Below are 18,999 nucleotides of genomic sequence, written 5' to 3'. Positions count from 1 at the left end.
CGGTGACCGCCTTGACCGACCGCACCGACGACCGCTGGGACGACGGATTCATCGCACGCTCGCGCCGCGTCGGCGGGATCGACGTCGACCTCGACGTCGGCCTCGACGACGACGGGGACGGGGACGGGGACGAGCGCGACGACGCGCTCATCCGTGCCGTCTCCGGCGCCGGAAGCGACGGGGGCAAGGCGCCCTCGCCGCCGCTCAGCGCCGAGGGACAGGCGCTGCGCACCCGCCTCGAGGCGCTGCGCCAGCTGGTCGGCCTCTCACGGACCCGGCTCGACGGAAAGACCCTCGCCGAGGCCGGCCGGGTGCTCGACGAGGCGGCCGCGCGGCGCGGGCTGTCGCCGCAGCACACGGTCGTCGCGATCGCCGGAGCCACCGGAAGCGGCAAGTCCACGCTCTTCAATTCACTCGCCGGAGTGCAGATTTCCGAGACGGGGCTGCGCAGGCCGACGACCGCCGCGCCGATCGCGTGCAGCTGGTCGGACGGCGCGGCGGGGCTGCTCGACCGCCTCGAGATCCCGGGCAGGCTGCGCCGCCGGCCGCGCGAGACCTCGGAGACCGGGGCGCTGCGCGGGATGGTCCTCGTGGACCTGCCGGACCTGGACTCGGCGGTCGGCGCCCACCGCGACCACGTGGACCGAGTGCTCGCCCTGGTCGACGCGGTGGTGTGGGTGGTCGACCCGGAGAAGTACGCCGACGCGGTGCTGCACGAGCGGTACCTGCGGCCGCTGGCCGGGCACGCCGAGGTGACGTTCGTCGTGCTGAACCAGGTGGACCGGCTGCCCGGCGAGTCGGCGGACCTCGTACTGGACGACCTGAGGCGGCTGTTGGACGACGACGGCATCGCCCTCGGCGAGCACGACGAGCCCGGCGCCACCGTCCTCGGGCTGTCGGCGCTGACCGGCGAGGGCGTCGGGGAACTCCGCGACCTCCTCGCACAGTTCACCCAGGAGAAGGGCGCCGCGACCCGGCGGATCTCCGCCGATGTCGACCGGGCCGCCATGCGGCTGCGCCCGCTGTACGTGGCCGACGGCCATCCGGGGCCGGAGATCGGGGAGGCGGCGCGCGCCGAGTTCGAGGACCGGCTCGCGGAGGCGGTCGGGGCGTACGCGGCCGGGCTGGCCGCCGAGCGGGCCTGGCGGCGCAATGCCGGCAAGGCGTGCGGCACCCCGTGGCTGCGGCTGTGGCGGTGGTACGAGAGCCGGCGCGCCCCGCGCACGCTGGCCGGACTGGCCGCGCTGGCGGCGATCGGCGGCCGGGGGCCCGCGACCGCGCAAACGCCGGTCGAGGAGGAGGTGACCGCGCGCCAGCGGGTGGAACAGGCCGTACGGACGGTCGCCGACGCGGCGGCCGACGGGCTGCCCGACGCCTGGGCCCAGGCGGTACGGGAGACCGCGGTGCGCGGCGCCGAACAGCTCCCGGAGTCGCTGGACGAGATCGCGGTGACGCTGGGGTCGGCGGTCACGGTGCCGAGCGCCAGGCCGCCGCGGCCGGCGTGGTGGCCGGCGGCGGTGCTGGCGCAGGCGGCGATGACGCTGCTGCAGATCTACGGCGGGCTGTGGCTGGTCGGGCAGATCGCCGGGGTCCTGGAGCCGCGCCTGATGCCGCCGGTGCTGCTGATGGTGGCGGGCATCGTCGGCGGACCGCTGGTGGAGTGGACCTGCTCGATCGCGGCCCGGGGCCCGGCGCGGCGGTACGGGCAGGACGCGGAGCGGCGGCTGCGGCAGGCTGCGGCCGGCTGCGGGCGGGCCCGGGTGCTGGAGCCGGTTGCGGCGGAGCTGCTGCGCTACCGGGAGGTGCGCGAGCAGTACGCGACGGTGGCCGCAGGGGGGACGAAGTTGTCCACAACCCGCCAGTAGTCCACAGGCCGGAGCGGGAATCGGGGGGCCGCGCCAGCATGGTTCGTACCTCGTGCGGAGGGTCCGTGCGGGTCGTGCGGATGGTCTGTGCAGGTCGTGCGGAAGGTCCGTGCGGGTCGTGCGGATGGTCCGTGCGGGTACGGATGCGGGGGAGGGCTACCGGGATGAACGACACCACGGTGACGCTGATCGGTCATGTGGCCACGCAGATCGATTACAAGGAGACGGTGAACGGGCCGTCCGCGCGGTTCAGGTTCGCCGTGACGCCGCGGTACTTCGACCGGCGCAAGGACGCCTGGGCGGACGGGACCACCAGCTTCTACACCGTGTGGGCGCGGCGCACGCTCGCGGTGAACCTGGCCGGTTCCGTCGCGGTGGGCGAGCCGCTGGTGGTGCACGGGCGGCTGCGCGTACGGGAAGATCCGCCCGACGGGGAGGGCAACCGGTGGTTCTCGGCGGAGATCGACGCGACCGCCGTCGGCCACGACCTGAACCGGGGGACGGCGGCATTCCGGCGGGTCGTCAAGGCGGATCCCCCACTGATGGCCACTCAGAAGGCGGCGGTGGTCTGAATGTTCGAGGCGGTTAGGATTCCCCGGTACTCACGGGCACCTGGGTCATCGGCCCGAAGGGGAAGACTGTGTCGATTGGCGTTCCCGCATCCTCCACTCCTGATTCCGTTCCTTCTCCGCGCTCTGCTGCTGTCGCTTCCGCGAGACCTGCGGCTGCGGCTGCGGCGATGGCCGTACGGGCTTCCGCGCGGCGGCCGTTGGCGGCTGCGCTGCTGGCCGCGGCCCTGGCCGCCGCCCCGGCCGCCCGGGCGGCCGCCGACTCCGGGACGCCTGCGCCCCGGACACCGGAGGGCGCGAGCGCCGTGCTGGACGGGCTGAAGACGTACGGGCAGGCGGTCCTGCACGCGAAGGACGGTTCGGTCCGGCAGATCCCGGCCGGGCTGTACGAGATGCGGGTCGACGGCGGCGGGATGCTCCAGACCTACGGGGTCGGCGTGGCGGGCAACGCCCAGCCGCAGGCCCGGTACACGGAGAGCGGCTGGAGCGGCACCCTGCTCGCCGGGAACGGGGAGGCGGGCCGGATCCGCTGGGTCCTCGAGCACTCCTATCCGCAGCTGAACGACCTCGCCGGCCTGGCCAAGGCGGCCGGGGCCGGAGCCCTGACCGCGGAGAGCGCGGCCGCCGGGACCCAGGTCGCGATCTGGCGGCTCGCGGACGGGGCGCAGGTGGAGGCCACCGACCCGGCGGCCGAGAAGCTGGCCGACTACCTCCAGCGGTCGGCGGGCAAGCTCCCGGAGCCGCCGGCCTCGCTGGGGCTGGACCCGGAGAACGTGTCGGGTCCCGTGGGCACCCACCTCGGGCCGGTCACCGTGCGGACCGGGGCGCAGAGCGTGACGGTCACCCCGGACGCGGCGGCCGTGGCCATGGGGGTGCGGGTGGTGGACGCCGAGGGGCGACCGCTCACCACCGCGGCCAACGGGAGCCGGCTGTACTTCGAGGTGCCGGCGGGCACACCGGACGGCGCGGCCTCGGTCACCGTCCAGGGCTCCACCAAGGTGCCGGTCGGGCGGGTCTTCACCAGCGGGGTGCCGGCCCAGGCGCAGATCGTGGCGGGCTCCAGCGAGTCCGCGGCGGCGGCCTCGGCGAACGCGGTCTGGCCGCAGCCCGTGGTGGCCGAGGCCGGCACGACCGGCGACGGTCCCGCCGTGACGCAGGCCTCGGCTGCGGCTGCGGCGGCGGCCGCGGTTTCGTCGGAATCCACCCCGGACGAGGAGCGGCTCGCCACCAGCGGCAGCTCCGCCGCCACCCCGGTCATCGCCTCCCTGGCGGTGGGTCTGGTGGTACTGGGCGGCCTGGTGGTCCTCCTGCTCCGCAAGCGCCCACTGGACGAGGAGGACCAGGCGTAGGAGCGCATCCGCATGCCCCGGGCACGGGTCCGGGGGCAGCGGCGTGCCGGCCGTGGGACGGCTCCGGCGTCCCGGCGCCGGGACGCCCGTGGCGAGGCCAGAGGCAGCGGCATGTTGCCCACGGGGTGGCTCCGGTGTCCTGGCGGCGGGACGGGCGTCGGGAGGAGTCCCCGGGAGAGCGGCATGCTGCCCGTCGGGTGGCGCGGGGCGCGCGGAGTGCGGGTGCTCGCGGAGGGCCGGTTGGCGGACGCGCTGGTTCCGGGGCGGAGGTTCCGGGTAGGCGCAGTCAATGGCCGATCACGAGCTGACCTGGCGGGGCACCGCCGCGCGGTGGGACCGGATGCTGTTCGACGGGGTGGCCCGCCGGCACTGGCCCGCGGCCGACCGGGTGCTGCCGAGACTCGGGCGGGCCGCGAACCACGGGTTGCTGTGGGGCGGGGCCGCCGCGGCGATCGCCGTCCTCGGCTCGGCCGGGGCCCGTAAGGCGGCGCTGCGCGGAGCCGCCTCGCTGGCGCTGGCCTCGGCGACCGTCAACACCGTCGGCAAATGGTCCGTACGCCGGTCCCGGCCGCTGCTGGAGGGGGTGCCCGAGGTGCGGAGGCTCGTGACGCAGCCGACGACCACCTCGTTCCCGTCCGGGCACTCGGCGTCCGCGTTCGCGTTCACCACCGGGCTCGCGCTGGAGGCGCCCGGCTGGGGCGCCGTGCTGGCCCCGGTGGCCGTGTCGGTGGCGTTCTCCCGCGTGTACACGGGGGTCCACTACCCGTCCGACGTGGTCGCGGGGGCGGCGCTGGGCGTGGCCGCGGGCCTGGCCGTACGCCGCCTCGCGCGCGGCGTCGAGGAGGCGCGGGTCGTCCCGGGCGACGAGCGGACGGCCACCGAGGCGCCCGCGCTGCCGGACGGGGCCGGGCTCACGGTGGTGGTCAACACCGGGTCGGGCACTGCCGCCGCTGCCGGGCTCGACGTCCTGCGCGCCCGGCTGCCCAAGGCCGAGGTCGTCGAGTGCGAGGGCCCGGAGCTGTCCGTGGAACTGGCGGCGGCGGCCGCCCGGGCCACCGTGCTCGGGGTGTGTGGCGGCGACGGCACGGTCAACGCGGCCGCCACCGCCGCACTGCGGGCCGGGGTGCCGCTCGCGGTGTTCCCCGGCGGCACGCTCAACCACTTCGCCCTGGACCTCGGCCTCGCCGGAGCCGAGGACACCTGCCGCGCCCTCGCCGCCGGGCAGGCGGTCCACGCCGCGGTGGGCCGCTTCACCCCGGGCCCCGACCCCGAGGACGGCCGCTCCGGCCACTTCCTGAACACCTTCAGCATCGGCGCGTACCCGGAGCTGCTGCGCCACCGTCTGCACTGGGCGCCGCGGATCGGCGGCGGGCCCGCCGCGCTCCTGGCCGCCTGGAAGGTGCTGCGTGCGGAGCGCCCCGTACGGTTCCGGCTGGCCGGGCGGCCCCGGAGCGTCTGGCTGCTCTTCGCGGGCAACGGCACCTACCACGGCACCGGCCCGGCCCCCCGTCGCCGCGACAGCCTCGGCGAGGGCCTGCTCGACGTCCGCCTCGTGCACGGCGGCGGCCGCCCCGGCCCTCGCCTGCTCGCCGCAGCTCTCGCGGGCCCGCTGAGCCGTTCCCCCGTCCACACGGCCACCCGCCTGCGCAGCCTGCGTCTTGCGGAGATCCCCGCCGGCACCCCGCTGGCGTACGACGGGGAGTACGCCCACGCCCCCGCCGCGCTGGTCCTCGACGCCCTCCCGAACGCCCTGACGGTCTACCGCCCCCGCTGAGGGAGTCCCCCGCGGCTCCGCCTCCCCGCGGCTCCGCCTCCCCGCGGCTCCGCCTCCCCGCGGCTCCGCCTCCCCGCGGCTCCGCCTCCCCGCGTCCCGGCGCCTGCGCAGCCCTTAGGCTCAGCGACGTGACGACGATCTACGTGCTCGACGGCCGCCGGATCGGGGGGCTCGAGGACTTCTGGATGCTGATGGGGGAAGCCGTCAACGGGCCCGGGGGGTATTTCGGGCGGAACCTGGACTCCCTCAACGACTGTCTCCGGGGCGGCTTCGGAACCCCTGACGACGGCGACTTCGTGATCGAGTGGCGCGACCACGAGGCGTCCCGGCGGGCACTCGGTCACCCCGAGACCGTGCGCTACCTCGAAGGAGTGCTCCTGCGCTGTCATCCCACCAACCGCGAGCGCGTCGCCGGCGAGCTGACACGGGCGCGCGCAGGCCGCGGCCCCACGCTGTTCGACTTCCTGACGGAGATCTTCGAAGGGCAGGTCCCCGGCGCCCTCCGCCTGCGCTGACCCGCCCGTCCCAGACGCGTCGACGTGGCCGCTTCGTGCCCGTCCGGGGGCCGTCCGCGGGCCGTCCGCGGGCTGTCCGCGGGCCGTCCGGGGGACGGGGGAGGGCCGTGGGAGGGCCGGCAAGGGTGACCAGTGGCCACCGACGGTGACCGTTCCGCTCCGGTGTCCCGTCGGAAACAGCCTGGTCACGGCGGCCTGACCTACCCATTCGCCCGTAGGTGTAGACGACTGGCAAGATGGGGTGTATCTGCCCACCCATCGATCTGCCGGACGGTTTCTCTTGGCTGAGTTCATCTACACCATGCGCAAGACGCGCAAGGCGCACGGCGACAAGGTGATTCTTGATGACGTCTCCTTGAACTTCCTGCCCGGCGCGAAGATCGGTGTGGTCGGCCCGAACGGTGCCGGTAAGTCCACCGTTCTGAAGATCATGGCTGGCCTCGAGCAGCCGTCCAACGGTGACGCGTTCCTGTCGCCCGGCTTCAGCGTCGGCATCCTCATGCAGGAGCCCAAGCTCGACGAGTCGAAGACGGTCCTGGAGAACGTCCAGGACGGCGCCGCCGACATCATGAAGAAGCTCAAGCGCTTCAACGAGGTCGCCGAGCTCATGGCGACCGACTACACCGACGCCCTCATGGACGAGATGGGCAAGCTCCAGGAGGACCTGGACCACGCCAACGCGTGGGACCTGGACGCCCAGCTGGAGCAGGCCATGGACGCCCTGGGCTGCCCGCCCGGCGACTGGGCGGTCACCACCCTCTCCGGTGGCGAGAAGCGCCGCGTGGCGCTCTGCAAGCTGCTGATCGAGGCCCCGGACCTGCTCCTCCTCGACGAGCCCACCAACCACCTCGACGCCGAGTCGGTGAACTGGCTGGAGCAGCACCTCTCGAAGTACGCGGGTGCGGTCGTCGCCGTCACCCACGACCGCTACTTCCTGAACAACGTCGCCGAGTGGATCCTCGAGCTCGACCGCGGCCGCGCGCACCCCTACGAGGGCAACTACTCCACCTACCTGGAGAAGAAGGCCGCCCGCCTCAAGGTCGAGGGCCGCAAGGACGAGAAGCGCCAGAAGCGCCTCAAGGAAGAGCTGGAGTGGGTCCGCTCCAACGCCAAGGGCCGCCAGACCAAGTCCAAGGCCCGTCTCGCCCGCTACGAGGAGATGGCGGCCGAGGCGGACAAGATGCGGAAGCTGGACTTCGAGGAGATCCAGATCCCGCCGGGCCCGCGTCTGGGCTCGATCGTGGTCGAGGTCAACAACCTCTCCAAGGCGTTCGGTGACAAGGTCCTCATCGACGACCTGTCGTTCACGCTGCCGCGCAACGGCATCGTCGGCATCATCGGCCCGAACGGCGCCGGCAAGACCACGCTCTTCAAGATGATCCAGGGCCTGGAGGCGCCGGACTCCGGCTCCGTCAAGGTCGGCGACACCGTCAAGATCAGCTACGTCGACCAGTCCCGCGCCAACATCGACCCCAAGAAGACCCTCTGGGCGGTCGTGTCGGACGAGCTGGACTACATCAACGTCGGCCAGGTCGAGATGCCCTCCCGCGCGTACGTCAGCGCCTTCGGCTTCAAGGGCCCGGACCAGCAGAAGCCGGCCGGCGTCCTGTCCGGTGGTGAGCGCAACCGCCTCAACCTGGCGCTGACGCTCAAGGAGGGCGGCAACCTGCTGCTCCTCGACGAGCCCACCAACGACCTCGACGTCGAGACCCTGTCCTCGCTCGAGAACGCGCTGCTGGAGTTCCCCGGCGCGGCCGTGGTCATCTCCCACGACCGCTGGTTCCTCGACCGGGTCGCCACGCACATCCTGGCGTACGAGGGCGAGTCCAAGTGGTACTGGTTCGAGGGCAACTTCGAGTCGTACGAGAAGAACAAGATCGAGCGTCTCGGCCCGGACGCGGCCCGTCCGCACCGTGCCACCTACAAGAAGCTCACGCGAGGCTGAGGCCGACAACATGGCCAGACACCACTACCGGTGCCCCCTGCGCTGGGCGGACATGGATGCCTTCGGGCACGTCAACAACGTCGTCTTCCTCCGTTACCTGGAGGAGGCGCGGATCGACTTCATGTTCCGCCTCGCGCCGGGGGAGGGCAGCGAGTCCTTCACGGGCGGCTCCGTCGTGGCCCGCCACGAGATCGACTACAAGCTGCCCCTCGTCCACCGTCACGAGCCCGTCCTCATCGAGTCCTGGGTGACCCGGATCGGCGCCGCGTCCCTGACCATCCGCTACGAGGTCAAGGACGAGGCGACCGAGGACGCACCGGAGACGGTGTACGTGCGCGCCGAGACCGTGGTCGTGCCGTACAACCTCGCCGAGGGGCGGCCCCGCCGCATCACGGCCGAGGAGAGGCACTTCCTCGAGAAGTACCTCGACGAGCCGGCCAAGCCGGCCGGCAGGGCCAAGGCCGCCGAAGGGCGCTTGGCGGCATGACCGAGCTGCTGCGCTTCGCCGACTCCGGGGAGGCGGCGGACCTCGCCGCCTTCCTGGGCCGGCTGGTGCACTACGACCGCGCCGCCGCGGTCCGCCTGCAAGCGCAGGCGGGCGGCGGCGCGCTCGCCGTCTTCGGACGGCCGGCGTCCTTCGAGGTGCTGGCCATCCGCACGGTGCGCCTCGCCGTACCCGTCTCCCGGCCGCTGGACGTGACGGTGTCCGCCGGCGAGCTGCTGGAATCCGTCGACGAGGCCACCGCGAGCACCGCCGTGCCCGGGCCGGTCACCGGCCCGCCCTGGACCGGGGTGCTCCCGCCCCGGGGCGGCTGGCGGCAGCTGCCCGGGCTGCCCGGCCCCGCGGAGATACGGGCCGCCGTGGCGGCCTCCGTCGCCGAGTTCCGGGCCCGTGACGAGGCCCTGCCCCCGCAGCACCGGACCCGGTCCGAGCGGGACCGCATCGGCCGTGAGCTCTGGTCCCGGACGCTGGGCGACACCGAGCTCCCGCTGCGCGCCGTGCACGCCGCGCAGTCCCTGGGCTTCCTGCGGCCGATCCGGTCGGCCGTGCCGAGCGGCGCCCCCGCACCCGGTGCCCCCGAGCCGGTGGCCCTGCTCGCCTCGGGCGGCTGGCTCCGGCTGCGCACCCCGTACGGTTCGATCGCGATGCGCCGCCCCGGCGGAAACGGCGGCCTGGGCGCCCTCCAGGTCCGGCCGGTCTAGCCCTCGGCGCGCCCTCCGCCCGGGGTTCCGCGTGCCGCGTACGGGCGCTCGTACGGGCTCTTTTACGGACTAGCCCGCGGTGTTGATCATCGATGCGGCGGCGTACGTCAGGTACCGCCACAGCTGCGCCTCGTGCTCAGGCGCCAGGCCCAGCTCGTCCACCGCCACGCGCATGTGCCCCAGCCACGCGTCGTGGGCGGCCGCGTCCACCTGGAACGGGGCGTGCCGCATCCGCAGGCGCGGGTGGCCGCGGTTCTCGCTGTACGTGTTCGGGCCGCCCCAGTACTGCATCAGGAACAGGGCGAACCGCTCCTCGGCGGGGCCGAGGTCCTCCTCCGGGTACATCGGGCGCAGCAGCGGGTCCTCCGCGACCCCCTGGTAGAAGCGCCGCACCAGGCGGCGGAACGTCTCCTCGCCGCCCACCTGCTCGTAAAACGTCTGCTCCTGAAGCGTGCCCCGCGGAATCTCATTCACCCGACCATCGTCTCAGACGCCCGGACGGAGGACCGGGGACTTAGGACCCCCGGCTCCCGCGGCCCCGGGCTCCCACGGCGGCCCACGCTCCCGGGGCCACCGCTCGCCTCCCGGGCCCGGCCGCAGGACAGTGGAGCCATGGGTGCACACGCCGCACACTCCGCCCGCCCCGCGCACGCCGCGCCCGTCGCCCACGCCGAGACGCGGGACCTGCGGGACGCCGCCCACGCCGCGCAGGTGCGGGAGCTGACCGCTGCCGGAGTGCTGCAGGACCCCGCCTGGCGCTCGGCCTTCGCGGCGGTGCCCCGGCACGTCTTCGTCCCGTACTTCTTCACCGGCCGCGGCGCCGGCCACGAGCGGCTGTGGGGCGAGGACCCGGACCCGGCCCACCGCGCCCGCTGGCTGCGCGGGGTCTACACGGACGGCCCGCTCGCCACCCGGCTGCGCGACGGCGAACTGGTCTCCTCCAGCAGCCAGCCGTCCCTGATGGCGAAGATGCTGCAGGCGCTGGACGTCCGCGACGGGGACGACGTGCTGGAGATCGGCGCCGGCACCGGCTACAACGCCGCGCTGCTCTGCCACCGGCTCGGCGACGAGCACGTCACCACGGTGGACCTGGACGAGGAGATCACCGAGTCCGCGCGGGCGCACCTGGCCCAGCTCGGCTACCGGCCGACCGTGGTCACCGGGGACGGGGCGCGCGGCTGTCCCTCCCGGGCCCCGTTCGACCGGATCCTGGTGACGTGCACGCTGCCGCTGATCCCGCACGCCTGGCTCGGCCAGTGCCGGCCCGGGGCGCGGATCCTGGCTCCGCTGTCGACGGGGCTGATCGCGCTCACCGTCCGGGACGCCGACCTCGCGGAGGGCCACTTCCTGCACATCCCGGCGTACTTCGTCCCGCTGCGCGGGGCCGAGGCCTCGCCGACCGCGCCCGGGCTGCCGTACGGGCTCCCGTACGAGCTGGTGGAGAACGAGCGCTTCCAGTTCATGCTCGTGCTGACGGCGGGCGCGCTGCACCCGCGCGAGGCCCTGGACCTGTGGCGCGGCGAGGGCAGGCCGGGCCGCGAGCGGTTCGGGGTGACGGTCGGCACGGAGGGCCAGTGGTGCTGGCTCGACGACCCCCAGGGCCCGTACGTATGGCCTCTGGGGGAGTAGTGCAGCAGCCCGGGATCAGCCCCGGCGGATGGTGATGGTGGTCCAGGCGCCCACGTGGACCCGGTCGCCGTCGGTGAGGGGGATCGGGACGTAGGGCTGGATCGGCTCCTCGCCGCCGTTGATGGTGGTGCCGTTGGTCGAGTTCTGGTCCACCACCGCCCAGCTGAGGTCGGGCTGCTGGACGAGCACCGCGTGCTGGTGGGAGACGCCCGGGTCCTCCGGGGGCACCGACAGGTCGATGTCCGGGGACTCGCCCGTCGAGGCGCGACGGCGGCCGATGGTGATCTGGCCGCCGGAGAGCGGAAGGTGCTGCTCCGGGGAGTACGCGGGCAGGTTGAGCCCGGCCGCCTCGGGGCCGCTGCGCTGCATCATCGCCATGAAGTACGAGCGGTCGGGGCCGATCGTCGCGCTCCAGGCGCCGGTGCTCTGCGGCGGGAACGGCTGCTGTGGCTGGGACTGTGGCTGGGACTGGTGCTGCTGGGGCTGGTGGGCCTGCTGGTACTCGTGCTGCTGGGGGTACTCCGGCTGTCGGTACTCCTGCTGCGGCGGGGGCTGCTGCCGGTACTGCTGCTGAGGCTGGGCCTGCTGCTGCTCGTGCGCCGGGGGCGGCAGCAGCCAGTCGTCCTCGCGCTGCAGCGGCTCCGCCGGCCGGTTGACCCGGGACGGCCGGGAGCCCTGGTACTCGAAGTGGTCCTGGGAGAACGGCGCCGGGGCAGGAGCCGGCGGCGCGGGAGGCGGAGGCGGCGGGGTCGCCCCGGGGCCGGTCCCGCCGACGGCTCCCGCATCCGTACCGAGCGGTGCGTACGAGGTCGCCGAGCGCGTCAGGAAGTTGTACCGGCACTCCTCGCAGAACGGGGCCATGGCCTCGCGCGGGGTCCGGCACTGCGGGCAGAGCTCCGCCTGGGCGGTCGGCTCACCGGCGGTGGGAGGGTAGCCGTAGCCGTAGGAGGGCGCCGCGGGCGCACCCGTGGCGGCAGCCATGCGGTGGCCGCAGACCTCGCACCAGTCGTCGGAGGCGGACTGGTGCCCGTTCGGGCAGGTCGGCATGGCGGCTCTTCCCCCTTCAGCCTGCGTCATCGCGTCAGGTCTTCTCAGGTCTCTCAGGTCTTCTTCACTCGGACGGTCTGGATCGAACGCGTTTCGAGGGTCATCTCGTCGGCATCCGCGACCTTCGCCTTCAGCCGCACAGTACCCGCCGCGGCATCGACGACATCCACCACCTTCGCGAGCAGTTTGGCCGTGTCTGCGTTTCCGGAGGCACTGGCCAGCTGCACGGCACGGCCGAGCTTGGCCGTGGCGCCGCCGACATCGCCCAGTTTGCGCGCTTCCAGGCCCTGTTGGATAGCCTGCGCGAGCTCCGCCTGCCCCGTGTAGTGGGCGACCTGCGGGTTGATGGCGGTGGACGCGGCCAGATCGTCCGTCCACACCGCCCGGACCAGTCCCTGCGCGAGCGTGGCCGGCGGTTCGCCCGGCGCGCCGGGGAGGAGGAGCGTGGCCCGGGCGGCCAGCATCTCCTGTCCGACGGAGGCGGCCGGGACCCGGACGCACACGTGGTACTCGCGGGACTCGTCGCCCCACGATCCGGTCGGGTAGTCGCCGGCGCGCGGGCCCGCCTCGGTGCGGCGGTCGCTGAGGTCCTGGACGGTGGGTGCGACCTGCTTGACGTACTGGATCTCCACGCCGACCGGGGTCCACAGGCGCAGCGCGACGTCCGCGACCTCCTTGCCCATGACGTTCTCCATCATGCGCGTGAAGTCCTCGGTGAGGTGCGCCGGATCGGCCACGATGTCGGCCGAGCCGAGCAGGGCGCTCGCGATGCCGGTGACCTCCTTGACCTCCCAGTCGGTCCCCACCCCGCGGGCGTCGCAGGTGAAGCGGCCCGCGCAGGCGTCGAGGGCGGCGCGGAGCACGGCCGGGTCCTCGTGCTCGTTGCGGCCGTCGGTGAGCAGGATGCCGTGCCGTATGGCGGCCGAGGACTGGCGCAGCAGGCCGTCGGCCAGGCGCAGCCAGGTGCCGATGGCGGTGCCGCCGCCCGAACTCAGGGACCGCAGGGCCTCCTTGGCCTGGGCGCGGGTGGCCGGGTCGGCGACGGCGAGGCGGCCCTGGCCGGGGTAGACCTCCTTGGCCACGTGCGTCCCGGCGATGACGGCGAACGCGGTGCCGTCGCGCAGGGTGTCGATCGCGGCGGCGGTGGCCTCGCGGGCGCCGCGCATCTTGTCCGGCGGGTACTCCATGGACCCCGAGCAGTCCACCATGATCACGACGGCGGCCGAGCCGTGGGCGGCCGCCGCCCGGGTGGCGGTGGCGCCGCCGGTGGACGTGACCGTGACGATGGCGTGGACGTCCCGCCCGCCCTCGGGGAGGAACTCGTTCTGGTACACCTCCACGCTGAAGCGCGGGGCGCTCGGCTTGGCGAAGTTCGCCATCGGCTGGACTCCTAGGAGAGGGACGGGGGACGGGCGGGTGGATCAGCCCTGAGGGCGTACTTCCGCTTCCGTTTCCGATTCCGCTTGCGGCTGTTGCGGCCCGGGCGCGGCTGCTGCAGCCGTCGCCTCCGCCGCTCCCGGCCCGGTCGGCGCGGCGAACGGGACGACGGCGACCGTGACGTTGTCGTGGCCGCCCCCGTCGAGGGCGTGCCCCACCAGGACCTGCGCACTGTGCAGGGGGCGGTCGGCGGCGTCCGCGGGCAGCACCTGGGCCATGTCCTGGGCGGACTCGGCGTAGTTCCACAGGCCGTCGGTGCAGACGACCACGACGCCCGCGTGGTCCGGCTTGAAGGTGGCGGTGTGCGGCTCCAGGTCGTACGCATCGGCCCCGAGCCAGCCGGTGATGGCGTGGGCGCGGACGTCGGCGTAGGCCTCGGCCTCGCCCATCAGCCCGGCCGCGACCATCTGGGCCGCCCAGGAGTCGTCCTCGGTGAGGCGGCGCGGCAGCGCGTCGCGGTCGTCGGGGACCCAGTACGCGCGGCTGTCGCCGACCCAGCCGATGGTCAGCAGCCCGCCGCTGACGACGGCGCCGACCAGGGTGCAGGCGGGGGCGTTCTGCGCGCCGGCGACCTCCGGGGCCAGGGCGTTCACTGCGGCGGCCGCGGCCAGGATGGCGTCGTGCATCGCCTCCTGGGGGTGGGCGCCGCGCGGGAGGGCTTCGAGCAGGGCCTCGTTGGCGGCGCCGGCCGCGGCGGCCGATGCCTCGTCGGGGCGGCTGGCGGAGGAGACGCCGTCGCAGACGATGGCCACGGTGGCGGCCGAGCCGTCGGGCAGGGCGGTGGCCGCGACCGCGAACGAGTCCTCGTTGCGGTGGTGGCGCAGCCCCCGGTCGCTGACGGCGGCGACGCTGCCGAGCTCCTCCTCGAGGTGGTCCCGCTCCCGCGGCTGGGCGTGCCCGCAGTGCTCGCAGTACCCGTCGGTGTCGACCCGCCCGGCCCGGCAGGCCACGCAGGTCTTCCCGCCGTCGGCGGCCGCGGGGCCGCTGCCCGGCGCGGTGCCGGAGGCGTACGGGTCCTCGTGTCCGGGGCCGGCGGCGCCGTACGCGGCTTCGGCCGCGGACCAGGGGGTCCCTTCGGGAGGGGTGGGGGTGCTGCCGGGCCGGTCGTGGCGGATCTCGCCGCCGGCCGCCGGTTCGGGCACGCCGCCGTACGCAGGCACGGGCGCCCCGTACGAAGGCCCCTGCTGCGGTACGGGGGCGGCCTCGGCGACGGGCACGATGACCGGCGGGGCGGCGGGTTCCGCGACCGGCCTCGCGGCGGCGGCCGCATCGGGGACCGGCCGTGCGGCCGGCTCCGCGCCGGGCCCGACGGCCGGCTCCGCCGCTGCGGACCAGCCGGCGGCGTCCCCGACCAGCGTGGGCGCCGCACCGGCCGCGACACTGCCCCACCCGGGCGCGGGCTCCGCGAGGGCGTACCCGCCGGCCGGACCCGCCGGGAGCGGCGGGATCGGGAGGGTCGGGTTGTCCCGGGACACGGGAGGGGGCGCGGCGGACACGGGGGAGCCGCAGACGCCGCAGAAACGGTCACCCTCCTCGAGGGGCTCCGCGCAGCTGGGGCAGCCAGACGGCCGATGCATCGACATCACTCACACCCACGTCCGGGGACGGAAACGGTTTGCCCGCTCCACCAGTTCGATCCTGTCCTCGCCCCGCTGCGCCAGCCGCGCGAGTACGCGGTACGAGCGCTCCAGGCCGAAGCGCAGGCCCCGCTCGTCCAGTTGACTGCCGAGCAGCGAGGTCCGACCGGGGTCGGAACCCCGGCTACCCGACAGTACCCAGTCCAGGGCCGAGCCCAGAACCTCCGTCGACAGCCGCTCGTGGCGCACCGCGTCCAGGCCGAACCGCTCCAGGGCCTCCACCTGCGCGGCAGCAGCCGCCAGATCCGGCAGCAGGGCCTCCTCGGGAGACCGGTCGCGCAGGCGTGCCCGTACCGCCGCCACCCGTGCGGCGGTGTAATGGATCGAGGCCTCGGGCACGGACTCCAGCGTGCGCACCGCACCGGACCGGTCGCCCGAGGCGAGCTGGACGCGCGCCAGCCCGAAGGCCGCGCTCACGAAACCCGGGTCGGTGATCCAGACCAGCCGGTAGTACTCGGCGGCGTTGTCCAGCTGGCCCAGGATCTCCGCGCACAGGCCCAGCGCCAGCTTCGGCGCGGGCTCGCCCGGGAAGGCGTCGTAGATGGCGTCGAAGGACAGCGCCGCTATCTCGTCCTCGCCGGTGGCCAGCGAGGCGATCCCGCGGGCCCACACCACCCGCCAGTCGTCCGGATGCCGGGCTTCCAGGTCGGTCAGGGCGCCGCCGGCCGCGGCGAGTTCGCCGAGTTCCAGGCGGGCCCGCAGCTCGCGCAGCCGCAGCTCCGCCGAGTCGGCGGGGGCCGAGCGCAGGGCGCCCAGCAGGTCGCCCGGTGCCGAGGCCAGCAGTCCGGCCAGGAAGCCGGAGTTCGGGTCGCCCGCGTCCACCAGCGGCACCGGCAGGGCCAGCGCCATGCCCCGGGCGTCCAGCGCGGCCAGTTCGCCGGGGCGCACGGCCGGTGGGGGCACCGCCACGGGGCCGGCCGCCGCCGGACCCGCCCCCGGGGCGTACCGGCCGGCCGCCGCCGGGGCCTGGCGCGGAGCCGGGACGGTACCCGTGGGCACCGCTCCGGCCGCCGGGCCGCCGGCCCGGTGGGTCGCCGTGGTCCCGAGCGGCGTCGAGAGGGCTGCCGCCCCCGGTGTCCCCGCAGGTGCCGCGGCCACTGCAGCCGCCGGAGCCGCCGGAGCCGGCGGCGGCGCCGACGGCCCCGGCCTGCGCCCGAGCCTGCGTCCGGCCGCGGGAGCCGGCAGCGTCCGAGCCCCCAGCCGGGACACCTCGGCCCCGGCCACCTCGGCGAACAGCCGGGTGTCCAGCACCCGGAGCTCCGGCCCGAAGAGCGTGGAGACCTGCGGCCGCGGGTGGCCCGTCTGCAGGGCGACGACCTCCCGCAGCACGCCCGTCAGCTGGTCCGCCATCTCCTGCGCGGACGAGAACCGCCGGCCCGGATCCGGGTCGGTCGCCCGGACCAGCAGCCGGTAGAAGGACTCGTACCGCCCGAACACCTCTATGTGCTCCGGATCCGGCAGCGAATCCACGAACACGTTCGTATAGCCCTGGAAGTCGAAGGTCAGGACGGCCAGCGTCCGCGCCACCGTGTACAGGTCGGAGGCGACCGAGGGGCCGAGCTCGGCCACCTCCGGCGCCTGGTAGCCCACCGTGCCGTAGATGGCCGACTCCAAGTCGTCCATCCGGCGCACCGCGCCCATGTCGATCAGCTTCAGCTGGTCCTGCTGCTGGATCGCGTTGTCGACCTTGAAGTCGCAGTACAGCAGGTTCCTGCTGTGCAGGTGCCCGAGCGCCTCCAGCGCCTCGATGCCGTACGCGCAGGCCTGCTCCACCGGCAGCGGATCGCGGCGGCCGTCCGGCCGCCGCCGCTCGTTCGCTATCTCCTTCAGCGACTTGCCGCCGACGTACTCCATGACGATGTACCCGTCCAGCGAACCCGTCCGCTGGTCCAGGTGCTCCACGAAGTTGTAGATCCGCACGATGTTGGAGTGCTCGATCTCCGCGAGGAAGCGCCGCTCCGAGATCGCCGCGGCCATCGCGTCCTGGTCCCCGGTGTCCAGCAGGCCCTTGAGCACCACCCACCGGTCCGACACAGCCCGGTCCACCGCCAGGTACACCCAGCCGAGACCGCCATGCGCCAGACAGCCCGCCACCTCGTACTGGCCGTGCACGACCTCCCCCGCGCGCAGCTTGGGCACGAAGGAGTACGGGTGGCCGCACTTGGTGCAGAAGCCCTCGGTCCGGCCCGGCCGGTCCCCGCGGGCCCGGCCCACCGGGGCCCCGCAGTCCGAGCGCGAGCAGAACCGCTTGCGCTCCGGCACCTCCGGGTTCTCCAGCACCGCCGCCGATGGATCGGGACGCGGCACCTCCGGAACGTTGACCAGCCCGGCGCCCAGCCGGCTGCGCCCCGAGGGCCCGGCCGCCGAACCCGAACTGCGCACCGACACCGAGCGGGTGGACCCCGCCCCGGACAGGGAGCGCGAGAGCCGGCCCGACACCGAGCGCCGCGAGGACGACGAACGCGAGGACCGCGAGGAGCGCGCCGAGGCCGACCCCGACCGGCCCGACCGGGCCGAGCCGTGAGAGCCCTGCGAGCCCTGCGAGTCGCCGTGCCGGGCCGCGCTCGTCATCCCCGTCGGCGGCGAGACCAGCTCCTCCGCACCTGCGGCGACGGCGCCGACCGGCGCCAGACCGCAGGTGTCGCAGTACAGCTCGCCGTCGCCCATGTCCTCGTACGACCCCGGGCAGCCGGGGCGAACGCACGCGGTTCCGGCCAGACTCATGCGTCCTCCTCCCCCGGCCCCGCGGGCCGGTACTGCGGCTGCGGCGGTGCCAGTGACTCGGCCGTCGCCTGTTGGTAGCGCAGCACCGCCTGCTCGGCGGCCCGCAGATCGCAGGGCGCGCTCCACAGCATCCGCCGGGCCGTGTCGTACCGCTCGATCAGCAGCGGATCCTCCGCCATCCCGTGCCGGGCCACCTTCGCCTTGTACGCGTCCAGCCGGCCGCGCAGTTCGGCCCGGACCGCCAAAGGAGCCGTCACCGCCGTCAACGATTCGCGGGCCCGGCGCAGTTCCTCCTCGGCCCGCTCCTCCAGCGATTCCAGCAGCGGCGACAGCCGGTGCCACTGGGCCTGGCGCCGGTACTCGGCCGCCGCCGCAAGCTGCTCCTGCAGCGCCGTCGGCGGACCGCTGACCACCGGGACCTCCGACGCCGCGATCTTCGCCAGCACCTCGCCGCGCGCGGTCCGCGCCTCCGCCAGCGTCCGGTCGGCCCGCGAGAGCACGTCCCGCAGGCTGATCAGCCGCTGCTCGGCGTCCTGCCGTACGGCCAGGACCGCCTCGATCTCCCGGCGTACGTCCTCCAGCGCGACCGCGGCCCGGTCGTAACGGGTGGTGTCCGGACGGCCCCCGCCGGGCGCAGAACTCCCCGCCACCGGCTGCCAGAACGCCAGCGGATCCGCGATCACCTGCGCCCGCAGCCCGGTCAGCTCGGCGGTGATGTCCTCCAGGTCGTCGCCCGAGGGGTGTTCACCGGGGCGCACCCCCACCGAGTGGGCCAGCGAGCGGGTGCGGTGCAGTTCGGCCGCGAGCAGGTCGATGCGGGCGGGCAGCGCCGACCACACGGAGTCGGCGGCCACCACCACGTCCAGCGAGCTCGCGTACAGCTCGTTCATCCGGGACACCAGCTCGGCGAGCGAGAGCCGCTCTGCCAAGGCCACGCCCTCCGCCGCGGCCCCGGCGATCAGCACTCCGGGCCCGCGCAGCCGTTCGGTCAGCTCGATCAGTTCCTCGCGGCCCGGCCAGCGGCGCCGCTCGCGGATCTCCCGGGCAGCGCCCAGCGCCCCGCTGTAGGCGTCGAAGTACGTCCACAGCCGGGTGATGGCGACGTCGGCCTCGGCCCACCGCTCCTTGGTGACGCCGGTCAGCCCGGCTCCTTCCAGCAGCCGGCGCCCGGCGTGGTCCTGGAGGGCGAGCAGCGAGGTCTCGACGGCCTCGTGTTCCGCGCCGAGCCGGGCCAGGGCGCGGTCGACGTCGTCCCGGTCCATCACTGCCGACTGCGCTTCCAAAGACCCCGCCTCCGCTTTCCTG

The 18,999-nt window shown here is 74.5% G+C and carries 15 protein-coding genes; 9 read left to right on the top strand and 6 right to left on the bottom strand.

What is annotated here, in order from left to right:
• Positions 1 to 2 precede the first annotated feature (2 nt).
• From ACZ5WG_RS12780 to ACZ5WG_RS12745, 8 genes are all read left to right on the top strand, one after another.
• Positions 3 to 1,865 carry a GTPase gene (locus tag ACZ5WG_RS12780; RefSeq protein WP_468722723.1) on the top strand — a complete coding sequence of 621 codons (1,863 nt, stop codon included), beginning with the start codon at positions 3 to 5 and terminating at the stop codon, positions 1,863 to 1,865.
• 164 nt (positions 1,866 to 2,029) lie between these two features.
• Positions 2,030 to 2,437, top strand: coding sequence for a single-stranded DNA-binding protein (locus tag ACZ5WG_RS12775; RefSeq protein WP_468722722.1), 408 nt, complete (start codon positions 2,030 to 2,032; stop codon positions 2,435 to 2,437).
• 167 nt (positions 2,438 to 2,604) lie between these two features.
• Positions 2,605 to 3,783 carry a thioester domain-containing protein gene (locus ACZ5WG_RS12770; protein ID WP_468722720.1) on the top strand — a complete coding sequence of 393 codons (1,179 nt, stop codon included), beginning with the start codon at positions 2,605 to 2,607 and terminating at the stop codon, positions 3,781 to 3,783.
• Between the two features lie 289 nt (positions 3,784 to 4,072).
• The gene (locus ACZ5WG_RS12765; RefSeq protein WP_468722718.1) at positions 4,073 to 5,557 is read left to right on the top strand and encodes a phosphatase PAP2 family protein; all 1,485 of its coding nucleotides are present in this window, start codon (positions 4,073 to 4,075) and stop codon (positions 5,555 to 5,557) included.
• A gap of 128 nt (positions 5,558 to 5,685) precedes the next feature.
• Positions 5,686 to 6,072 carry a barstar family protein gene (locus tag ACZ5WG_RS12760; RefSeq protein ID WP_468722716.1) on the top strand — a complete coding sequence of 129 codons (387 nt, stop codon included), beginning with the start codon at positions 5,686 to 5,688 and terminating at the stop codon, positions 6,070 to 6,072.
• 280 nt (positions 6,073 to 6,352) lie between these two features.
• Positions 6,353 to 8,017: an energy-dependent translational throttle protein EttA gene (gene ettA, locus ACZ5WG_RS12755; RefSeq protein WP_468722714.1), complete on the top strand. Its 1,665-nt coding sequence runs from the start codon at positions 6,353 to 6,355 to the stop codon at positions 8,015 to 8,017.
• A 10-nt stretch (positions 8,018 to 8,027) separates the two neighbouring features.
• Positions 8,028 to 8,504, top strand: a complete 477-nt coding sequence (locus tag ACZ5WG_RS12750) for an acyl-CoA thioesterase (RefSeq protein ID WP_468722712.1) — start codon at positions 8,028 to 8,030, stop codon at positions 8,502 to 8,504.
• Positions 8,501 to 9,220, top strand: coding sequence for a DUF8010 domain-containing protein (locus ACZ5WG_RS12745; RefSeq protein ID WP_468722711.1), 720 nt, complete (start codon positions 8,501 to 8,503; stop codon positions 9,218 to 9,220). The genes ACZ5WG_RS12750 and ACZ5WG_RS12745 overlap by 4 nt, the downstream gene beginning before the upstream one ends.
• 69 nt (positions 9,221 to 9,289) lie before the next feature.
• Here the strand turns inward: ACZ5WG_RS12745 and ACZ5WG_RS12740 are convergent, their stop codons facing one another.
• Entirely contained in the window at positions 9,290 to 9,694 is a 405-nt protein-coding gene (locus ACZ5WG_RS12740) for a globin (RefSeq protein ID WP_266629170.1), read from the bottom strand.
• Between the two features lie 138 nt (positions 9,695 to 9,832).
• On the opposite strand from ACZ5WG_RS12740, the gene ACZ5WG_RS12735 reads away from it, so the two are divergent.
• Positions 9,833 to 10,849 carry a methyltransferase domain-containing protein gene (locus ACZ5WG_RS12735; protein ID WP_468722709.1) on the top strand — a complete coding sequence of 339 codons (1,017 nt, stop codon included), beginning with the start codon at positions 9,833 to 9,835 and terminating at the stop codon, positions 10,847 to 10,849.
• 15 nt (positions 10,850 to 10,864) lie between these two features.
• On the opposite strand, the gene ACZ5WG_RS12730 is transcribed toward ACZ5WG_RS12735, so the two are convergent.
• Genes ACZ5WG_RS12730 through ACZ5WG_RS12710 form a run of 5 tightly spaced genes read right to left on the bottom strand, consistent with a single transcriptional unit; the run spans position 10,865 to position 18,956 of the window.
• Positions 10,865 to 11,896 carry an FHA domain-containing protein gene (locus tag ACZ5WG_RS12730; RefSeq protein ID WP_468722707.1) on the bottom strand — a complete coding sequence of 344 codons (1,032 nt, stop codon included), beginning with the start codon at positions 11,894 to 11,896 and terminating at the stop codon, positions 10,865 to 10,867.
• 53 nt (positions 11,897 to 11,949) lie between these two features.
• Positions 11,950 to 13,275, bottom strand: coding sequence for a vWA domain-containing protein (locus ACZ5WG_RS12725; protein WP_468722705.1), 1,326 nt, complete (start codon positions 13,273 to 13,275; stop codon positions 11,950 to 11,952).
• Positions 13,276 to 13,317: 42 nt separating this feature from the next.
• Complete coding sequence (locus tag ACZ5WG_RS12720; protein WP_468722704.1) at positions 13,318 to 14,916, bottom strand: protein phosphatase 2C domain-containing protein; 1,599 nt, start codon at positions 14,914 to 14,916, stop codon at positions 13,318 to 13,320.
• A 3-nt stretch (positions 14,917 to 14,919) separates the two neighbouring features.
• Entirely contained in the window at positions 14,920 to 17,694 is a 2,775-nt protein-coding gene (locus tag ACZ5WG_RS12715) for a serine/threonine-protein kinase (protein ID WP_468722703.1), read from the bottom strand.
• Entirely contained in the window at positions 17,691 to 18,956 is a 1,266-nt protein-coding gene (locus tag ACZ5WG_RS12710) for a hypothetical protein (protein WP_468722701.1), read from the bottom strand. Before ACZ5WG_RS12710 ends, ACZ5WG_RS12715 begins: the two co-directional genes overlap by 4 nt.
• Positions 18,957 to 18,999: the final 43 nt, after the last annotated feature.

The sequence above is a fragment of the Streptomyces sp. NPDC032745 genome (genome assembly GCF_055579465.1).
Note: the sequence above shows the minus strand (reverse complement) of the source record. Positions and strands in the feature narration are given on the sequence as shown.